This window comes from Mesorhizobium sp. STM 4661 (assembly GCF_000359125.1).
In the GTDB taxonomy this organism is placed as follows: Bacteria; Pseudomonadota; Alphaproteobacteria; order Rhizobiales; family Rhizobiaceae; genus Mesorhizobium.
Genome location: NZ_CAAF010000017.1, coordinates 1 through 20,277 on the forward strand (window position 1 = coordinate 1; position 20,277 = coordinate 20,277).

Sequence of the window (20,277 nt, forward strand, 5' to 3'; positions counted from 1 at the left end):
CCGTTTACGGGGAGAAGATGCCGGCAGGCAGATGAGGCGCGGCGCCGACTTCGATAGCATCACATCGCGGTAAAGCCGTTGTCGACGAACAGATGCGTGCCCGTTGACGAAGCTGGACTCATCGCTGGCCAGGTAAAGTGCTGCCTTGGTCACCTCTTCCGGCTCGCCGATCCGCCCCTGCTGGGCGGCAAGTGCCGCGTCGGAGACATCGACGCCGAGCTTGCCGAGATCAGCGACTTCGCGCAGGCCGTGCGGCGTCCTGATGAAGCCGGGGCAGACGGCGTTGTACCGGATGTTATGGTCGCGGAATTCGACCGCGATGGCGCGCGCGAACATGTGGCGGGCGCCCCTTGGTCGTGTCGTAAAGCACCTCCATCGGCGCCGCCGCCACTGCCGAGATCGACGAGGTGCGGCATTCCGCTTGCACTGCGATGCTATTCCTCACGCACCGGGCCGCCAAGTGAATGCCCATTGACCTCGCCAGCCGCCACCTTCCGACCGTGCCGATTCCATGGCGCGGTCTGGCGGTCCTTCGTGCCTGATGTCTTCGGCAGGGCAGATCGCGGTAATCCAGACCAATTTTGGGAAGCATTTGAGAAATCCATTCTAGAAATAGCCCAAAAATAGCACTCGACAAAGTCTACTGATTTTATAGATTAATAGGCAATACGGAGGCCGATATGTCCTATATCCAGAACACCCAGACTGATCGCAACGGCCAAAGGCTGGCCAATGCGCAGACCTTTCGTCCGGCCTATGCGGGCGCTTTTGCCTATCTCGTCTTTGCCCTTGCGTTCGTGTTCACCGGGGCAGTCGTTCTGGGTCTGATTCCCTGATTCCTGGGGCCCTGATCCCGTCGGTCAGCAGCTTGCCGTTTCAGAAATAGCCGCTTTCAGGAATACCGGAGTTGAATGAGCCGAATGCCGGCGCGCTTTCGCGCGCCTGTGATTCAACGTGATGTCCATGTTTCCAACGTGATGGAGGAGATGGCAATGCCGATCGAGTTCACGCATGTTCCCGGTAAAACGCACCCCGCCGACGCCAGTTTTTTCTACGATTTCGTCGAGACCGCGACAAAGCTGTCGCTGATCGAGGATGCCGGATTCCAGAAGATCGTCGTCGACGATCCGGCCGGGCTGCTGACCAATATGGATCTTGCCGCCCAGGCGCTGGACCGCACCTCCTCGTTGGTGGTGGTCCTCACCCATTGGGCCGGCGTGATCGAGCCGACGGTCGCGGCACGGCAACTGGCGGCCCTCGACGCGAAAAGCGGCGGGCGGCTGTCGCTCAGGATGCTCAGCGAGCCGTTGAACGATGACGATGCCGAGACGCGCCCGATCGGCCACACCGTCGTCTGGCAGCGCATCGACGAATATCTGGTGCTTTTGAAACGGCTGTGGTCGAACGACCGGCCCTTCGACCATGAGGGCGCCTTCTACAGCATCAAGAGCGGCTATGTGCCGCGCAAGGGACCGCACGGCGCCGAATTGACCATACGCATGGGCGGACAGTCCGGAACTGCGCTGAAAGTGGCCGGACGGCATGCCGATGTCTTTGAGCTGACGCCGGGCTCGTTCGACGAGATCCGGCAGCTGATGGAGCGGGTGCGCAGCGCCGCCGCCGAACACGGCCGGGCCAGCAAGGTGCGTTTCGCGCTTCCCGTCCGGATCCGTTCGGAGGACAACGCTGCCGCCTCCTGCCAAAAGGCAGCCGACATTGCCGGGCCGCCGGCGCAGATCGCGCTGTCGCTGCTTCCCTATGCGGCCCTGGGGATCCACGAATTCATGATCGTCGGCGTCGACAGGCCGCGCGAGATCGCGACGGCTGGCCGCGAAACGATCGCACTCCTACGCAATTCGCTGGCGCGTCGCGAGGCCGATGTCCCGCAGCCGGGCGCGTTTGCCTCGCGCGTGACAGGAGAGGCGCGCGCTCCCTCCTGACGCAAGGCTATCGCGTCATTTCAAGACCCGCTCGACAATTGCGCCGAAGGTCGGTGGGTCGAATGCTGGCAGGATGAGCGGCTCGACGAAGCCGTCGCGCCGGGCAGTCAGCACATATTGCAGCATGGCCTCGTTGTCAGGCATTTCGAAGACCTGGACGAAGTCATAAGCGCCGAGCGTGGCATAGAAGGTAAGGGATTTGCCGCCAAGTGCTGCGACCCGCTCCTCGCTGATCTTCCGGCGATCAGGACTGCCGGCGAGCTCCGCCAGCCCCTTGTCCGTCAATCGCATCAGCGAAATGTAAAGCCGGCTGGTCGCACCCGGTGTGCCAGCAGTTTCGTCAGGCATCTCAGTGTCCCTTGCCGGAGAGTTGCGACAGGGCGGCGATGACGGCGCTTGAATCCGCTAGTGCGCCGAAGATGCCGTTTTCGACCGTCACCATGTGCAGCGCGGCCTCATGTGCCTTCTGGTCACCGCTGGCGCAGGCATCCGAGATGGTCAGGCACTGGAAATTCCGGTCGCAGGCCTCGCGCAAGGTCGTGTGCACGCAGACATCGGTCGTGCATCCCGAAAACATGAGATGGGTGATGCCCCGCGCACGCAACACATGCTCGAAATCCGTGTAGGTGAAGGCGCCATTACAGGTCTTGTCGACGATGATGTCCTCAGCCGCCAAATCGATCTCGGGAACGATCTGGAAGCCGGGGCTCGAACGCAGCAGGATATCGGTTCCCTCGAGACCCGCCCGTTTGCGGCGCCATTTCTCATAGGGCGTCATGTCGGCCATGTCGGCGCGGTAGCCTTGCCTTGTATGGATGATCTTCAGGCCTGCCGCGCGGGCGGCCGCGATCAGCCGGTTGACCGTCGGCAGGATGGCCCGCAGCGGGCTTGGATCGTAGCCCTGCCTGGCGAAATAGCCCGATGTCGACAGGAAATCCTCCTGCAGGTCGATGACGATCAGGGCGGTGTTTTCGGCAACCAGCCTGCCATCGTAGGGGAAATCGAAAGGTGTCGCCTTGATCATTTTTCTCTCTTCCGCAGCCAGATATGTTTCGCCGGCTCAAGACCTCTGAACTTCGTTGGGCAGCACGCCGATGGCGGACGGGTCAATCCGGCAATCGATGATCTGCCCGGGCACGGCCGCGACGGCTGCTTCCGAACGCAGCGTCGCCACCATCTGTTCGCCGGTCGTGGCCTTGAGCAGGATGCGCTCGAGCGCGCCGACGAAGGAGTTCTCGACCACCGTCGCGCGAAAGCCGATCTCGTCCCCCGTCGCTTGGCCGATGCGGATGTCCTCGGGACGCACCCATACGGTCAGACTGTCGCCCGGCCGTTCGCCGTCTTTGGCCAAGGGAAAGCCAAAGCGCGTGCCGAACGCCTCGACCTTCGTCTGATCGTCATCGGCGCGGTGGCCGCTCAAAAAATTGTTCTCGCCGAGAAAGCCGGCGACGAAGCGTGTCGAGGGTTTCTTGTAAAGGTCGCGCGGCGGTCCGATCTCGACGATGCGGCCATGGTTGAACACGGCGATGCGATCGGACATGGCGATCGCCTCTTCCTGGTCGTGGGTGACATAGACGAAGGTCACCCCGGTCTCGCGATGCAGCCGCTTCAACTCCTTCTGCATCGTCTCGCGCAGCATCCGGTCGAGAGCCGAAAGCGGCTCGTCGAGCAGCAGGATGCGTGGCCCGAAGGCCAGGGCGCGGGCGATGGCGACACGCTGCTGCTGGCCGCCGGACAATTCGCGCGGCTTGCGCTCGGCGAGATTGTCGAGGCCGACCAGCGACAACATCTCGGTCACCCGCGCCGCGATCCTCGCCTTCTCCCATTTGCGGACCCTGAGCGAGAAGGCGATGTTGTTGGCGACGGTGAGATGCGGGAACAGCGCATAACCCTGGAAGACGAAGCCGAAATTGCGGTCCTCCGGGTCGACATGGGTGATGTCCTTGCCGTCGAGGCTGATCGTCCCGTTGCTCGGCGTGGTGAAGCCGGCGAGCGACATCAGCAAGGTCGTCTTGCCGGACCCTGAGGGTCCGAGCAAGGTGACGAACTCGCCCGCCTCGACCGAGAGGTTGATCCCGGTCAAGGCGGTGACCTTGTCATAGGTCTTTGCCAGATCGTCGATGACCAGCAATGCCATCAGTTCGTGGCCATATCGGATGGAGCCATATCAGATCGGGTCCCTGATCAGCGGCGCCGTCGAGCAATGCAGGCCACCGCCGCCAAGCTCGACGGTCTCGTAATTGCAGGTCAGCACGGTGATGCCGGCGGCATCGAGCCTGTCGGCAAGGCGCTTCGAGCGGCTGCCATGCATGATCACGCGTCCGGGCGCGACGGCCAGACAGTTGAGCGACATGGCGCTGTCCTCGGGAGGCAGTTCGATCATCTTGATGCCGCGTTTCTCCAGATATTCGATGAACGGGTAGGGCAGTTCGTTGACGTTGACGATCGCCGTCTCGACGTCGACCATAATGAAAGCGCCGTCGATGTGAATACGGTATCCGGGCATCGGCACCTTGATCAGCGTCACGCCGAGGCCGGCGAGGATGCTTTCGACCTGCCGTACGCCTTCCGGGTTGCAGGCGATGGAGACCGTGCAGACGGCGGTCTTGGCATCGATGAAGGCAAAGCCGCCGCCTTCGAAGACGGCCGAGCCGTGGATGGTGCCGAGGATCGGGCAGCCGGCCTTGGCCAGCGCCCGGGTCACCGGCAGCTCCTCGCCGCGGCGCACCCGCCGCGCCAGGCGGGTGACGATGGCGCCGCCCGGAATGCCGATGACGCTGTCGCGCGTGTAGATCTGCTTCATCGCGCCAGGGGCGGCCTTGTCGACGAGAATGACATCGACGCCTTCCGAACGCAGCAAGCCGGTGAATTCGTCATGGGCGCGCTGCATGGCGGGCAGGTCCGGCATGGTGCGGCCCATCCAGTACCAGCCCTTTTCCGGATCGCCGAAACCGCCGACCTCGGGCATCGGCTTGTTCTCGACGACGGAAAGCTCGTCGCCGGGCCGATGCATCAGGACGGCGCGCAGCTTGCCGACATCGTTCGAGCAGCCCCAATGGCGGCCCCATACCGGGATCTGCTCCTCAGCCGTGTCGAAGCCCGGTTCCGGAACGGAGCCGAAGATGCTGAAGAACTTGTTCTCCCGGTACTCGTTGTCGCTCATCGCGGTGCTCATGGATATTCCTTTCCTTTCGATTGTTCCCGAGGCTCGGGAGTGTTGACTAGAATTTTCGTTGTTGTTGCCGGTGCTCGATCAGCGCTCGTGCGATCAGAGCCAGCACGGTGATGACGAGCAGGACGGTGGCGATCGCCGCCAGCGCCGGGTCGACGGCATCCTGGATGCTCGTCCAGATGCGGCGCGGCAGCGTGACGACGGCGCGTCCGGTGATGAACAGCGTCACCGTGATCTCGTCCCAGGACGCGACGAAAGCGAGCAGCGCGCCTGCGGCAACGCCCGGAACGATGTTCGGCAGTATCACCTTGCCGAAGACGGTCATCGGTCTGGCGCCGAGGCTTCTCGCCGCCTGTACCAGCCGCTGGTCGAGATTGGAGAGCGACGCGCCGATAGCGAGCACCGTCAGCGGCAAGGCCAGCACGACATGCACCAGGACGACGCCGGTGTAGCTGTCGAGCAGCGACAGCCGCGCCCACAGCTTGACCATGCCGACGGCGTAGATGATCGGCGGCACGATCATCGGCGACAGCAGGAGGATGCGCATCAGGGACGGCCACCAGCCGCCCGCCGCCCAGGCACCGACGGCGAAGGCGACGCCGAGAGCCGTCGCGATCGCGGCGCAGGCCAGAGCGATGCCGGCGCTGGTCAGCATGCTTGGCAGCCAGCCCTTGCTCCAGTCGGCAAGCGCCGCGAAATGCTGCATCGAAATGCCGTCCCGCGGCAGCGACAGGTAATCGCGGTCGGTGAGCGCGACCGGGATCACCACCAGGATCGGAACGAACAGGAAGCCGAGCAGGCACCAGGCCAAAAGGCGCGGCAGGCCGACCTCGATGATGCGCCGCGGCTTCATTGCTGCGGCCTCGCGACGAAGGCGGCGCGCAGCGCCGGGCTGCGCATGGCGGCAAAGACGATGATGCCGACGACCAGCAGCAGCATGGTCGACAGCGATGTCGCGAGGTCCCAGCGCGACGTGCTCGAAATCTGCACCGAGATGTATTCGGCGATCATCAGGGTCTTGCCGGCGCCGAGCAAAGCCGGCGTCACCAGAAAGCCGAGCGAGAAGACGAAGACGAACAGGGTCGCAAGGGCGATGCCGGGCAGGCTGAGCGGCAGCCAGACGCGCCAGAAGATCGTTGCCGGGCGCGCGCCCAGCGAGCGGGCCGCCTGCATGATGCGGCGGTCGATGTCGGACAGATTGGCGTAGAGCAAAAGGATGGCGAACGGCATCATGTAGTGGACCATGCCGATGGTGACGCCGAGCAGATTGTAGACAAGGTCGAGCGGCGTCGAGATGACACCGGTCTCCATCAGGGCGCTGTTGAGGACGCCGCGACGGCGCAGGATGGTGATCCAGGAAAACGCCCTGACCAGCACCGATATCCAGAACGGCACCAGCACAAGGAACAGCGAGATGCGGCGCCAGCCGGCCGACATATGGATGATGGCGAAGGCCACGATATAGCTCGCCAGCACGGTCAGCACCGTCGTCGTGACCGACACTTTGAGCGTCGTCATCACCACGCGTCCGACCGCGGCGTTGGCGAACAGGCTCTGGTAGTTGGCAAAGCCGAACTTCGGCTCGGTCAGGCTCAACGCCAGTACCTGCAGGATCGGCGCCGCATAGAGCCCGATCGCCACCAGGCTGGCGGGAACCGTCAGCAGCAGGGCTGTTGTCTTGAAATTTCGCATCGGATCAAATTCGAATCGGATGGGGGCCGCCGCCTTGCCGGCGGCAGCCCTTCCCTCTGTTGGCGTGCGGTCAGCTCGAGATGAAATCCAGATATTTGTTCTGGAGCTCGGTCTCATGTTCGGCGTAGTAGGCCGGATTGAGCATGATCTGCGAGGCCGCGTTCTCCTTAGTCGTCGGATTCACCAAGGCGTCCGCCGGCGTCATCAAGGCCAGGGTCTTGGGATTGGAAGGCCCGTTGCCCATGATCTGCAGCAGCACGAGCTGGCCGGCCGGATCGAGCGTCGAATTGATGAAATCGAACACCTTCTTGCCGGCGGGATTGCCCTTGGGAACCGACCAGGCGCTGGCCGAAAGGATGTTCTGCTCCCAGATCCATTTGAACTTGTCGGGCGTCTCCTTGTTGAGCAGATTGGCGCGGGTGTGCCAGATATTGCCCATCGCGACTTCGCCTTCGCGGAACAATTGCTGGGTCTGCGCGCCGCCCTCCCAGAAGATGATGTCGGCGAGCATCGGCTTCAGCTTCTTGAACGCCCGGTCGACATCGAGCGGATAGAGGTCGGCGGGCGCGACGCCGTCCGCCATGAGGACGAATTCGAGCTGGCCCTGGATCCATTTGCACATGGTGCGCTTGCCGGGGAACTTTGCCGTGTCGAAGAAGTCGGCCCAGCCGGTCGGTGCGACCCCCTTGGTGGCGTCGGCGTCATAGGCGAGCACGTTCGAATAGACATAGTTCGAGACACCGAACTCGCCGGCGAAATTCTCCGGCACCTGCGATTTGTCGACGATCGTGTAGTCGATCTTCTCGACCAGATTGCCCTTGCCCAGCGTCAGCGAGTCGATCATACCGCCGTCGGTGGCGTCCCAGATGACCTTGCCGGACTCGACCATGGCCCGGATGGCGCCGATCGCGGGGCCAGCCCCATCGATCACCACCTTCATGCCGCTCTTCTTGGTGAAGGGTTCGCCATAGGCCTTGGCGAAGGCATCCGCCGCCGCACCGCCCCAGTTGCAGACGACGATTTCGGAGGCGTCGGCCTGGGCAACGCCAGGTTTGAAGGCGGCCGCAAGTCCGAGGCCGCCGAGGGCAAAGAGGAAAGAGCGGCGATCGATCTCACCGCGGTTGAATTTTTCCAGCGCGATCTGCGCCGCGTCCTGTGCGAAATGCGAGATTGTCATTATCAGGCTCCCATTGTTGATGTTGATGGCAGACTTTCGCGGAGTTGATCCGTCTTTCTCAAGGCTACGCTCTTATTGGCGTTCGGTTTTCCGATGAGGCGTTTCCAGCCGGTTCCCACTTTATTGTGCGCGGCGCGGCCACGGAGTGGCGCACGACAAGCTTCACCGCGACCGGCGCCGCATTCGGTATCTCGGCGCCGTTGATATGGTCTATCAGCAGGCCGACCGCCCGGCGGCCGAATTCCTCCGCCGACTGGTGCACGGCCGTCAGCGGCGGATCGAGAAGATCGACATTCCTGATGTCGTCGAAACCGACCAGCGACAGATCGGCCGGCACGGTGATGCCGAGCGTGCGGCAGCCTTGCAAAATCCCGAACGCCAGCATGTCGGCGGAGGCGAAGATGGCGGTCGGCGGATTGTCGAGGGCGGCGAACCGCAGGAATGCGTCAAGACCGGACTGCTCGTCATAGTCGCCGAAAAAGACGTAGTCCGGGTTCACCTCAAGGCCCCGCCGCTTGAGACTGTCCTCGAAGGCGCCGAACCGTTCCTTGCTGCTGAGCAATGCCGGCGGTCCGCCGACAAAGGCGACCGCCCGGTGGCCGTGCTCCAGAAGATGCTCGGTCGCAAGCCTGGCACCGAGACGATTGTCGGCAAACAGGCGCGGCGCGATGGCACCGGGAACGTCCTCGTCGACCAGGACGACATTGCTGCAGGCATTGATCTTCTGGACCAGCGCGCCATCGTCGGGATGGTTGGTCATCAGCAGGATGCCGTCGACCTGCGCGTCGTCGATGCGCGACAGGAAGCCCAGTTCCTTGGCCGCGATGTTGCGGCTGTTGAACATCACCAGGCTGTAGCCGAGACGACTCGCTTCCTCTTCCGCCGCGCTCGCGATGGCGGCGAAAAACGGATAGGAGATGTCGGAGACGATCAGGCCGATGGTTTCGCTGCTGCCTTTGCTCAGGCGCCGCGCAATGGCGTTGGGGCGGTATTCCAGCTTGGCCACGGCCGCCCGGATGCGCTCGCTGGTTTCGGCGGGCAGCTTGATACGGCCGTTCAAGTGACGCGAGACGGTGGTGACCGACACGCCGGCCGCGTGCGCCACATTCCTGATCGTCGATGCCGTAGGTTTCTTCATGGGCGGTTTCGCCAATGTTCCCTTTGACCAAGATTTCAGCATAGGAAATGCTAGATGTAAACCGCTTTACTAAACCGGTTTCATAAATTACGCCTTTTCTCCAGATCGGCAGGGCCGGTGAGCGCCGCCACGAAGAAATCGACAGGGAGAAAAGGATGGCTACGACAGGACGCGTTCTGATTGCCGGTGAATCATGGACGGTACACAGCACCCACCAGAAGGGCTTCGACAGTTTTTCGACGGTTGAATATGCGGAAGGGATCCGCTGGCTGCGCGATGCGCTGGAAACCGGCGGCTGGCAGGTCGATTACCAGCCCGCCCATGTCGCCGCGCGCGACTTCCCGTTCGATGCGAAAGCGCTGTCGCATTATGATTGCGTGATGCTGAGCGACGTCGGCGCCAACACGCTGCTGCTCCATCCCGATACATTCGTCCGCTCGGTCGCCTTGCCGAACAGGCTGCATGCGATCCGCGACTATGTCGCGGCGGGCGGCGGCTTCGTCATGGTCGGCGGCTATATGACGTTCCAGGGCATCGAGGCCAAGGGTCAGTATTCCGGAACGGCGATCGAGGAGATCCTGCCGGTCAACGTCGCCGCGACGGATGATCGCGTGGAGTCGCCGCAAGGCGTGACGCCGCAGATCCTGGAGACAGCACATCCGATCGTCGCCGGCCTCGGGTCGGTGTGGCCGCATCTGCTTGGCTACAACCGCGTCACGCCGAAAAGCGGCGCCACGGTGGTCGCGAAGGTCGGCAATGATCCGCTGATCGTCGCCGGCCAGTACGGCAAGGGCAGGAGCGTCGCCTTCACCTCCGATTGCGCGCCGCACTGGGCGCCGGCCGCTTTCGTCGAATGGCAGGGCTACGCGCCGCTGTGGCGGCAATTGGCAGGCTGGGCGTCCGGCAAATGACCATGCGTCGTTTTACGGGGCATCGCTTTATCGAGCCGGCTAAGCAGTGAGACCTTTCGGTGTCACTAGCGCGGCCTTGTGCAAGGATGCAGTTCTTCGTCGCCAAACTGCGCTATAGGATCGGGTTCTGTCTCGCCCGCATGCGGTCGTGCCTGCCGACGAAGGATGTGCTGCCTTGCGTAATCGACTGGAGATCTGCGGCACTCGCTCGCCTGCCGGCATCGTGGCGGCCATTCGGCAATTGGTTCCGGACGGCGTTATCGTTGAGGGGGGCGATCTCAAGATCGCCGACTGTGACTTCCTGATCGAAGAGGAACTGTCGCTGAGCAAAGCCGTGCCGGCGCGACGCCTTGAATTTCGCGCCGGACGGATCTACGCAAGGCAGGCTTTGCGAAGTTTGGGCATTGCTGCCTGCACTATCCCAATCGGAGCCGCGCGAGCGCCGATCTGGCCCGCGGGCACTGTCGGTTCGATCTCTCATACCCGAAGCTTGTGCTGTGTCGTGACCGGATTATCTGCTGATTTTCTCAGTGTTGGCATTGATATTGAAGACGCTAATCCGCTTTCTGACGACCTTACGAAATTGATTTCGCATGTATCGGAGTTAAAAAACCGGGAGGCCATTGAAATACGCTTGGACTATGATCTTCCCAAGCTTCTGTTTGTCATAAAAGAAGCTTTCTACAAAATGTATTTTCCACTGTCACAGCGTTTTTTGACGTTTCATGATGTTTGCGTTGAGTTGGATGTCGAGAAATCCTCTGCCAAAGTCGTGATCGCTTCATCAAATCACCCTCCTGCCACCAATCATAGATACTTTGAAGGGCGCTTTGGCTGCTATAATGGAACGGTGTTCTCATATTTTGACGTGCCTGCGCATTAAATGAAGAAGCAGGTTTTGTCGCGAGTTTGCGACAAAACCAGATCAGTTGGTCCGCGCCGGTCCTTGACAGCAACGCTACCCACAAGCACTCAATTACTCGCGGCATGGGGGCTCGGCATGGGGTATTTGGGCATGGGGTACTTGCCGACCGCGTTTCTTGGGTCGAGCGGCAGCTTTCCTCGATGAACGTCTATTCCGGAGCATCGCCAATGGAAACGATACGCGGCCATGTGGATCGGCACGCGGAACAGAATGCGGAATCGGTGGCTATTTTGGCCGCCGGGCGCCTGCCGCTGACATATGGAGCGTTGGGCAGCCAGATCCGCTACGTCGGTGCAAGGCTAGGCCTTGCAGACGTTCGGTCCACGGGTCGCGTCGCGGTCGTTCTGCCAGAAGGGGTGGAAGCTGCCGTTGCGATTGTGGCCGTCGCGGCCAATGCGGCTTGTGCTCCCTTGAACCCTGCTTATTCCGCGCGCGAGTTCGAATCACGGCTGACTGCGTTGCGGGCCAAGGTGCTCATCGTGCCAGACGGTGGTGAATCGCCGGCGATCGCCGTGGCGAAGTCGCTGAACATGCGTATTTTGCGACTGGTTCCGGAAACGGCGTCGGCCGCAGGGCTCTTCTCGCTGACGGGCGATGGTGAGCCGGTTGTAGTGCCCAAAGATCCGGCGCCAGATCCGGCGCCAGATCCGGCGCTCCTGCTCTTCACATCGGGCACGTCGGCGCGACCCAAGCTGGTGCCATTGACACATCGAAACCTCTGCGTTTCGGCGCAAGACATTTGTTCAGCGCTCCATCTCCATTGCTCGGATCGGAGCCTGGGCGTGATGCCGCTGTTTCATATCCATGGCCTCAGCAGCCTTTTCGCGTCGCTGATTTCCGGAGGAAGCTACATCAGCATGGCGGACTTCTCCGCCGAGAGCTTTTTCACCTGTTTACTCGAACTTCGGCCGACCTGGTATTCGGCCTCGCCGACGATCCATCGCATGATTCTCGATCAAATCCATATGTGTCGTGGAAACATGCGCGAGAGTGGGCTGCGCTTCATCCGCTCGGCTTCGGCGCCGATGACGCCGCAGTTGATCACGGATGTCGAAAGCGTGTTCGGCGTGCCGTTCGTCGAGGCATACGGGATGACCGAGGCGGCGCCGCAGATTGCCAGCAACCGCCTGCCACCATTCAGGCGCAAGCCGGGATCTGTCGGCACGGCCGCCGGGCCGGAAGTTGCGATCATGGACGAAGCTGGCCGCGTCCTGCCGCCCGACGGGCACGGCGAAGTGGTCGTTCGCGGCCCAAATATCATGCATGGCTACGATGGCGACCCCGCCGTCAACGAAGCGGCGTTCTCGGGAGGCTGGCTGCGGACAGGCGATCTGGGGCATCTTGATACGGACGGCTATTTGTTCGTTACCGGCCGCTTGAAGGACGTCATCAATCGCGGCGGCGAGAAGATCTCGCCGCAGCTGGTCGAGCAAGTCCTGCTGGAGCACCCCGCGATCTTACAGGCCGTTGTTTTTGCAACTCCCCATCCGGTGCTCGGCGAGAACATCGCCGCCGCGGTCGTGCTCAAATCGGCGGAGAAGCGCGATCAGCAAATCCGCAGCTTTGCGGCCAAGCGCCTGGCGCGATTCCAAGTGCCGCAGCGGATTGTTTTCGTGGATCAAATCCCGCTCGATCCGACGGGAAAACTCAATCGCAAACATCTGGCTCAGGCGTTAGTCCTGGCCGAACATGATGGTCAACGCAGCCTGTTGCGCACTGACAAGGCCGTTGCCCGCACGGCCGCCGAGCGCCGGGTGGCGGCGGTTTTTGCCGAGGTATTGGGGACCGGCCCGCCGGGCATCCACGACGATTTCTTCGATCTGGGCGGCCACTCGCTTACCGCCATGCAGGTTCTCGTCCGGCTGCAACAGATATTCCAGGTCACGCTGCCGATCGGTTGCATGTTTGAAAGTCCGACAATCGCAGGACTTTCAGAATGCATTGGCGCGCAGATGGCCAACCTCGTTGCGGACGGTGCGGCGAGGTTGGAGCAAGGATCGAAGACAGACGCGATTACGGCCGATGCACCACGCATTCCCCGACGGCATGATGCGGCGCCCGCACGGCTCTCGTTCGCACAACAGCGCGTCTATTTTCTCGATCAGATCGGCTCTGGCGGCGCCTACAACATGTCGGCTTCCCTGTGGTTGACGGGGCCACTCGATGAGGCCGCGCTGGCGCTGGGCCTTGATGAAATTCGCCGCCGCCATGAAATCTTGCGTACGACCTTTCATATGCGCGGCGGGCAACCGACACAGGTGATCTCAGAGCCGCAGGCGACCCGCTTGGCGGGGATCGATCTGATCGCGCATCCAGCAGCAGAGCGCGCCGCCGAGGCGATACGCCTTGCTGGGGAGGAGGCCGGCCAACCGTTCGATCTGGCGAACGGCCCGCTCTTTCGCACCAAGCTGATCCGATTGGGGCGGGAGGAGCACGTGCTCCTTCTGACGATGCACCACATCGTCTCCGACGGCTGGTCGATCGGCATCCTGTACGCGGAACTCAAGCAACTGTACGAAGCGTTTCGCGAGCACCGGGCGTCGCCGCTCGAAGAATTGCCGGTTCAGTACGGCGACTTCGCAGCCTGGCAGCGGCGGGGCGTCGAGGAAGGGGAGCTCGAACATCAGATCATCTACTGGACCCGTCACCTTGAGAAGCTTCCACCAGCCTGTACGTTTCCGATGGACCGACCTCGCCCCGCCGTTCAACCCTATCGCGGTGCGATCCAGCAGGTCTTGATCGATCGTCAACTGATCGATCGGCTGAAGGCTCTCAGTCGAAGCCAGAATGTGACGATGTTCATGATTTTTCTCGCAGCCTTCAAGACATTGCTGTTCCGCTACAACGGGCAAGACGATTGCGTCGTCGGCGCGCCGATCGCAAACCGCCCGGGGAAAGAACTGGAATCGCTGATCGGGTTCTTCGCCAATACATTGGTTTTGCGCACGACACTTGCCGGCGATCCGTCATTTGTGGAGTTGCTCGGCCGCATCCGGTCGACGGCGCTCGGCGCATACGCGCACCAGGACGTTCCGCTCGAACGGATCGTGGAGGAGCTGAAGGTCGCGCGCGATCCCAGTCGCACGCCGTTGTTCCAGGTCATGTTCGCGTTTCAGAACGTCCCGGAGATGCGAGGCCCGGCATCACCGGCGTCGCCGGCAATCGATCGATCGGCGAGACCTTCCTTCGATCTCGCCCCCGGTCTGACCGCACAGCCTTTCCGGGCCGACACCATGACGGCGAAATTCGATCTCACACTGTACCTGTCGGAAACCAGTGAAGGAATGTCGGCGACGTGGCAATTCAACGCCGACCTGTTTGAGCCGGCCACTATCCATCGGTTGGCACGGCACTTCCAGACATTGCTCGAAGGCATATCAACCGATCCCGGGCAGAAATTGTCGGAACTGCCGTTGTTGCCAGAAGCCGACCGTCGCCAGATCGAAATTGATTGGAACCGTACCGAAGCCCGCGATCTGCTCGGGCACAATTATGTCCAACTGTTCGAGGCGCAGGTGGAGCGAACCCCCGATGCTCCGGCCGCGTTGGGCGGGGACCGACAGTTCACGTATCGTGATCTCAATGACCGTGCCAACCAGCTTGCCCGGTATTTTCGCAGCCTCGGTGTTGGCCAGGAGACATTGGCCGGGGTCTGCTTGCCTCGATCGGCCGAGACGTTGGCGGTGCTGCTTGGGGTGTGGAAGGCCGGCGGCGCGTTTCTGCCCCTCGACCCGGAATATCCGCCCGAACGCATCGCCTTCATGCTGCGTGATGCGGGCGCGACGCTGCTCATTACGCAAACATCCCAGCTACCGAAATTCACCGCCGCGTTGCAGTCGTCGGCGCCTGACCAGGCCGGTCTGCCGCGGACCATATGCCTCGACGCCTGCCAGGCGTCCGTCGCCCAAGAAGATACTCGGAATCTTGACGTGGTGCCGGCGCCCGACGCGCTTGCCTATGTCATTTACACGTCGGGCTCCACGGGAAACCCCAAGGGCGCGATGATCACGCAAGCGAACATCTGCCATTACGCGCTGGCGATGGTCCGGGCGCTCGGGCTCCGGTCGGACGACCGATATCTCCACACGGCCTCGTTCTCGTTTTCCTCTTCGATACGGCAGTTTGCGGTTCCGCTCTCTTGCGGGGCAGCCGTGTCGATCGCGTCGGCGGAGGAGATCCGTGATCCACAATTGTTGTTCGAGACGGTGCGCCTGCGGCACGTGTCGGTGCTGGATCTGGTGCCGTCATTCTCAGCCGGCTGCCTGCAGGTGTTGACGTCGCTCGGTCCAGCCGTGCGGGCAGGGTTGTTTGACAATCAGGTTCGGCTGATGCTCTCCGCCAGCGAGCCGCTGCCCCCCGCGCTGATCGAAAAATGGCGGTGCCTGTGCAGACCGGGGACAGCCTTCGTCAACATGTTTGGCCAGACGGAAACGACAGGGATCGTGATGATTTACCCGATTCCGGCAGGCGGCGACGTGGCGACGACAGTCCCGATCGGCCGGCCGATCGCGAACACGCAGGCCTATGTGCTGGACACGGCGCGCCGCCCGGTTCCGGTTGGCATTTGCGGCGAGTTGTATATCGGCGGCGCCGGCATCGGGCGAGGCTACATCAATCATCCGGAGCAGACGGCAAAGAACTTCGTGCCCAATCCATTCAGCCGACATACCGGCGAACGGCTCCACCGGACGGGCGATATGGCGCGCTGTCGATCTGACGGGACAATCGAAATCGTCGGACGGGCCGACGCACAGATCAAGATTCGTGGCTTCCGCATCGAGCCGGGCGAAATCGAGGCCGTGATTCGCACTCACCCAGACATACGCGAGTGTATGGTCGGCGTTGCCGACGATGCAGTCGGAGATGATCGGATCAGCGATCGCAAGCGCCTGGTGGCCTTCGTTGCGGCCAATGAGCATGCCGCGGAAACGGAGGCTTCTCAGCACTTGCGCGAATTTCTAAAGCAGAGACTGCCAGACTACATGCTGCCGCAACGTATCGTCGTGCTGGACCGGTTGCCCCGCACGCCGAACGGGAAGATCGATCGTCAGGCCTTGTTCGCAAAGCTGCAGCCGACGCCCGCCATGTCGGATGCCGCGGCGCTTTCGTCGAAGCAGATTGCACCGCAAATGGTGGCGCACACCGACGCCGAGACTATCCTGGTGGAGGTCTGGAAAAAAATCCTGCGACTGGACAATGTTGGAGTCCACGACAACTTCTTTGACCTGGGCGGCAACTCCATCCTGAGCATCAACATCGTTCTCGAGGCGAGAGAGGCCGGCCTGAAGGTCAATCTCCGTCAACTCTATCAGCATCAGACGATCGCCGAGCTTGCTCGCACCGTGGCCCAATCAGAACACGACATTGGGCAAACCATTGTGGTGGCACCGGCATCGAGCGAGCATGAGCAGAAAATCGTGGTGACGGTCGAAAGCCTTCGCGCCTACGGCCACGAGGCACTGACGCGGGCGGGATTGAGTCCCGAGGGTGCTGCGATCGTGACGGAAGTGCAGCTTGAAGCAAGCCTGCGCGGCCAGCCGACGCACGACATGGTCAGCATTCCGCGTTACGCCTCGCGGATCGCGTCGGGCAAAATCAACCCCCGCCCGCAAATCCAGATCGAGCATGAGACCGCCAGTACCGCGCGGATCGATGGCGACAATGGCCCAGGCCAGTGGGTCAGCACGGTTGCGATGGAAGTCGCCATTCGAAAGGCGGGCAAGCACGGCGTCGGCATCGTCAGCGTCCGCCGATCCAATCACTTCGGCGCCGCCGGTCACTATGTATGGCAGGCTGCGAAGAATGGCCTGATCGGGCTTTGCACGACCAACGGACCGCTGATCCTGGCGCCGACGGGCGGCGTTACGCCGACATTCGGCAACAACCCGCTTGGTGTCGGCATCCCGGCAGGGCGGTATTCCCCGATCCTTCTCGACATCGCCATGAGCGTTGCGCCTCGTGGCAAGATCGGACTGTCGGTCGCGGAAGGAAAGCCGGTGCCGTCGGGTTGGATTCTCGACCGCTTCGGACGCCCCTCGACAGATCTGACCGATCTTGCGGCAGGGCTGGGAGTGCCGATCGGCGGGCACAAGGGGTATGGCCTAGCCCTGGTGATGGAAGTGTTTGCGGGTGTACTCAGCGGCGCCGGTTTTTGCAGCGAACATCATCGGGATAAACTGCACGATGGTTCCCCCGACTACGGCCATTTCTTCATGGCGTTCGATCCGCGGCGGTTCATGCCGGCGCCCGAATTCACCGAGCGCGTCGATCGCCTGATCGAACAGACAAAGAACGGCGAGCGCGCCGAAAACATCGGCGAAATCCTCATTCCGGGCGAGATGGAACTGCGCGCTCGCGAGGAAAGCTTGAGGGAAGGCGTGCGACTACGGTCCTCAACCTATCGAGCGCTTGTCGCCTACGCACGGAGAACAGGGCTCGATGCCGAATTGAGCGTCGTTTCGATGCCGAAGACACCGACCGGCCGAGTGCCCGCAGAATGACAGAGCAATTGCACGATCTGGCGACCGATCCAAAAGATCGCATGATCGCCTTCGACCGGGCCGAGTTCGAGCAGAGCATCATGGCGCGCTTTGAGAAGGTGGTCGTCGGGCATGCGCTGCAAGTGGCAATCAGCGGCAACGGAGAGCAATGGACGTATGAGGAGCTGGACCGGCGTACGAATCAGGTAGCCCGGGCCATCCTCGAACGCACCGTACCCGGGCGCGGGTGCGTCGCCTATCTTGTCGATCATTCGCCAAACATGGTGATCTGCGCGCTGGCGGCGCTGAAAGCCGCAAAGGCGTTCCTGTGCATCCACCCTGGAATGCCGCCCACGGCCCAGCGGGACATCATCAACGATGCGGCGCCGGATCTGCTGCTCACCGATGCGTCCCACGAGATGGCGGCCTATGGTCTTGCCGGTGACGGTCGGTCGGTCCTTCTTCTTGAGGAGATTGACACGCGTTACCGCGAAGACGCCTTGCGCTTGACAATTGCCCCTGGCGAGCCTGCCGCCATCTTCTATACCTCGGGAAGCACCGGGCGGCCCAAGGGCGTCGTCAAGAGCCATCGTACCGTGCTTCATCGGGCTTGGCTTTGTGCCCAATATGATTCGGTCGATTGCACGGACCGGCAGTCGCTGCTGACCTATTGCAGTTTTGCCTCATCGGAGGCGGATGTCTTCGGAGCGCTTTTGAACGGCGCCACGCTGGAATTGTACGACGTCGCGTCGCGCGGACTTGCCGATCTGGGGGCATGGATCGACGAGCGGCGGATCACGCTGCTGCATCCCCCCGTCATGCTGTTTCGCAGGTATCTTTCGACGCTAAGAGGCGCTGGCCTGCATCCGTCCGTGCGGTTGTTGGCTCTCGCGGGCGAGACGGTCATTGCCTCGGACCTTCAACAGTGGCGTCAACGGTTCGCGACTTCATGTGCGTTGCGTCATCGCTTCTCCTCCACCGAGGCCGGTCATATCGCCGTAGCCTCGGTGGCGCCCGGTGTGACGCTTGCGTCGGGCACGGTTCCGGCGCCGCGTCCGGTTGCGGACAAGCATCTCTCGGTCGTCGATGAGCAGGGCCGGGCGGTCGAGGACGGAGAAGCCGGGGAGCTCATCGTCCGCAGCGCGTTCCTGGCTGACTATTGGCGCCGTGCTCCAGAGGTCTCCGACCATTTCCAGGCAGACCCCGAGCTTCCCCACCAGCGTCTGTTTCACACTGGCGACATGGGACGGTTCTTGAGTGACGGGAGTTTTGAATTCCTGGGCCGGCGCGACAGCCAGGTGAAGGTTCGCGGGTACCGCGTCGAAACGCAAGAAATCGAGCATGCCTTTCTGGCCCTGCCGGCCGTGAAAGAAGCCGCTGTGATCGCCGAGTTTCGTCAGGAGGAGAACTCCCTGGTTGCCTTCGTGGCGATGAAGCAGGGAGCATTGTTTCAGGCTGAAGGATTGAGGTCGGAGTTGCGGTCGATCCTCCCGCAATGGAAAATTCCGGCTCAAATCCATGCGATAGGTTCGTTGCCGTTGACGCCGACCGGCAAGATCGACAGGCAGCTGCTTCGACAGCACTTACACGCCGAGCCCGCCAAAAGCAGCCAGGCTGCTCAACCGTCCGATACGGAAGCGGACTTGCCGACGGCACAACTGACCAAAATATGGGAGGAGCTACTTTGCCGGACGGGTATCCAGCCCGACGATGACTTCTTCGATCTCGGCGGCCATTCGATGCTGGCCGCGCAGTTGATGCTCCGGATCAAGGACGTCTTCAACCGTTCGCTACCGCTCAAAATTTTGTTGACGGATTCAACGATCAGGCGACTGGCCATGTCGCTTTCGCAGCCTGCTGATGCAGCGAAGAAATATCCCGAAGGGTCCACTCCCGTGGCCATGTTGAAGCAAGGGGGTGGGCGCGTTCCACTCTTCTGTGTCCCCTCGGCCCCTGGGTCAGCACTGGGATATTTGCAGCTCGCCCGCCTGTTGGACGACGATCAGCCGGTCTATGCGGTCCAATTTGACGGCGATGGCGAGGACGACGTCGGCAAAAGCTTCGAGCAGATTGCCGGCAGATGCGTCGAGCATGTGCGACAGCTGAGGCCGCATGGGCCCTACCGCATTTGCGGGTATTCGTTCGGCGGCGGGCTGGCTTACGAGATGGCACGCCAACTGATTGCGGCAGGCGAGCTGGTCGATCTGCTGGCGATATTCGACGGACGTCTCCCGAAGTCACGCCGGTTTCTTCGCTTTCCTCGGTCTCTTCCGCTACACCGGAGCGTGCCACTGTATCTCCGCCAATTCGCGACTCTCGGATCACGTGAGGCTGGGAAATACGTTGAATGGCGCCTGCGCAATCGCCTGCGCTATCGCCTGCATCTGCTGCGCTATCGCCTGTGCCGTGCCGAAAGACCTTCGTCCGTGGCTGCAAGATTGCACGCGTATCATGTGTATCGTCCGCTACCTTATCCAGGCGTCATGACACTCTTTCGCGCCAGTATCGAACCCAACTGGATAGAGTTGACCGTCTCGCCGCAGCCCTTCAACGGATGGGATGCCTTGTGCGACCAAATTCAAGTTCATACGATTCCCGGCGATCATGTGTCGATTATGCAAGAGCCAAATCTGAGTATGCTGGCCGACGTCTTGATGGATTGTTTACGCCACGGGGCTGGTGCGGATCAGGTGCAAGCGACTACTTGATCTTTTAAAATCAGACCGAAGGAAAATCGCGCGCCACGGGCATGGCCACAGTGAAGCAGCGCCGGCGGCGAAGCCATTGCGATCAGCAGGTTCCGGCACGCAGCCCAGCTTCTCGCCGCCGTCACGACATTTTGT

General features: G+C 61.9%; 14 protein-coding genes and 1 pseudogene. 6 read left to right on the forward strand and 9 right to left on the reverse strand.

Annotated elements, in window-relative coordinates; translation table 11 throughout:
- Positions 1-59: 59 nt before the first annotated feature.
- Positions 60-409 (reverse strand): annotated as a pseudogene (locus MESS4_RS04850) (SDR family oxidoreductase); the annotation flags it as partial.
- A gap of 271 nt (positions 410-680) precedes the next feature.
- Between MESS4_RS04850 and MESS4_RS31720 the strand changes: the two are divergent.
- Both MESS4_RS31720 and MESS4_RS04855 read left to right on the forward strand, forming a co-directional pair.
- Positions 681-836: a hypothetical protein gene (locus tag MESS4_RS31720; protein WP_006327243.1), complete on the forward strand. Its 156-nt coding sequence runs from the start codon at positions 681-683 to the stop codon at positions 834-836.
- A gap of 156 nt (positions 837-992) precedes the next feature.
- The gene (locus MESS4_RS04855; protein ID WP_006327245.1) at positions 993-1,940 is read left to right on the forward strand and encodes an LLM class flavin-dependent oxidoreductase; all 948 of its coding nucleotides are present in this window, start codon (positions 993-995) and stop codon (positions 1,938-1,940) included.
- A gap of 15 nt (positions 1,941-1,955) precedes the next feature.
- Here MESS4_RS04855 and MESS4_RS04860 read toward each other — a convergent pair whose 3' ends face one another.
- The 8 genes from MESS4_RS04860 to MESS4_RS04895 form a co-directional block, all read right to left on the reverse strand.
- Entirely contained in the window at positions 1,956-2,288 is a 333-nt protein-coding gene (locus MESS4_RS04860) for a GYD domain-containing protein (RefSeq protein ID WP_006327246.1), read from the reverse strand.
- Position 2,289: 1 nt separating this feature from the next.
- Entirely contained in the window at positions 2,290-2,964 is a 675-nt protein-coding gene (locus MESS4_RS04865; RefSeq protein WP_006327247.1) for an isochorismatase family cysteine hydrolase, read from the reverse strand.
- A 36-nt stretch (positions 2,965-3,000) separates the two neighbouring features.
- Complete coding sequence (locus MESS4_RS04870; RefSeq protein WP_006327248.1) at positions 3,001-4,077, reverse strand: ABC transporter ATP-binding protein; 1,077 nt, start codon at positions 4,075-4,077, stop codon at positions 3,001-3,003.
- A 30-nt stretch (positions 4,078-4,107) separates the two neighbouring features.
- Positions 4,108-5,115 carry an arginine deiminase family protein gene (locus MESS4_RS04875; RefSeq protein ID WP_006327249.1) on the reverse strand — a complete coding sequence of 336 codons (1,008 nt, stop codon included), beginning with the start codon at positions 5,113-5,115 and terminating at the stop codon, positions 4,108-4,110.
- 46 nt (positions 5,116-5,161) lie between these two features.
- Positions 5,162-5,965: an ABC transporter permease gene (locus MESS4_RS04880; RefSeq protein WP_006327250.1), complete on the reverse strand. Its 804-nt coding sequence runs from the start codon at positions 5,963-5,965 to the stop codon at positions 5,162-5,164.
- Entirely contained in the window at positions 5,962-6,804 is an 843-nt protein-coding gene (locus tag MESS4_RS04885) for an ABC transporter permease (protein WP_006327251.1), read from the reverse strand. Before MESS4_RS04885 ends, MESS4_RS04880 begins: the two co-directional genes overlap by 4 nt.
- Before the next feature lie 70 nt (positions 6,805-6,874).
- A complete protein-coding gene (locus tag MESS4_RS04890) occupies positions 6,875-7,981 on the reverse strand; it encodes an ABC transporter substrate-binding protein (protein ID WP_006327253.1) in 1,107 nt (368 codons plus the stop codon).
- 64 nt (positions 7,982-8,045) lie between these two features.
- Positions 8,046-9,119, reverse strand: coding sequence for a LacI family DNA-binding transcriptional regulator (locus MESS4_RS04895; RefSeq protein ID WP_006327255.1), 1,074 nt, complete (start codon positions 9,117-9,119; stop codon positions 8,046-8,048).
- A gap of 155 nt (positions 9,120-9,274) precedes the next feature.
- Here MESS4_RS04895 and MESS4_RS04900 point away from each other — a divergent pair, with 155 nt between their 5' ends.
- The 4 genes from MESS4_RS04900 (at position 9,275) to MESS4_RS04915 (ending at position 20,142) form a co-directional block, all read left to right on the forward strand.
- Positions 9,275-10,030 carry a glutamine amidotransferase gene (locus MESS4_RS04900; RefSeq protein WP_006327261.1) on the forward strand — a complete coding sequence of 252 codons (756 nt, stop codon included), beginning with the start codon at positions 9,275-9,277 and terminating at the stop codon, positions 10,028-10,030.
- Between the two features lie 175 nt (positions 10,031-10,205).
- Positions 10,206-10,913, forward strand: coding sequence for a 4'-phosphopantetheinyl transferase superfamily protein (locus MESS4_RS04905; RefSeq protein WP_006327263.1), 708 nt, complete (start codon positions 10,206-10,208; stop codon positions 10,911-10,913).
- A gap of 182 nt (positions 10,914-11,095) precedes the next feature.
- The gene (locus tag MESS4_RS04910) at positions 11,096-17,455 is read left to right on the forward strand and encodes a non-ribosomal peptide synthetase (protein ID WP_198292727.1); all 6,360 of its coding nucleotides are present in this window, start codon (positions 11,096-11,098) and stop codon (positions 17,453-17,455) included.
- Positions 17,452-20,142 (forward strand): non-ribosomal peptide synthetase, encoded by a 2,691-nt coding sequence (locus MESS4_RS04915; RefSeq protein ID WP_006327267.1) that lies wholly within the window; start codon positions 17,452-17,454, stop codon positions 20,140-20,142. The genes MESS4_RS04910 and MESS4_RS04915 overlap by 4 nt, the downstream gene beginning before the upstream one ends.
- The last annotated feature ends 135 nt before the right edge of the window (positions 20,143-20,277 follow it).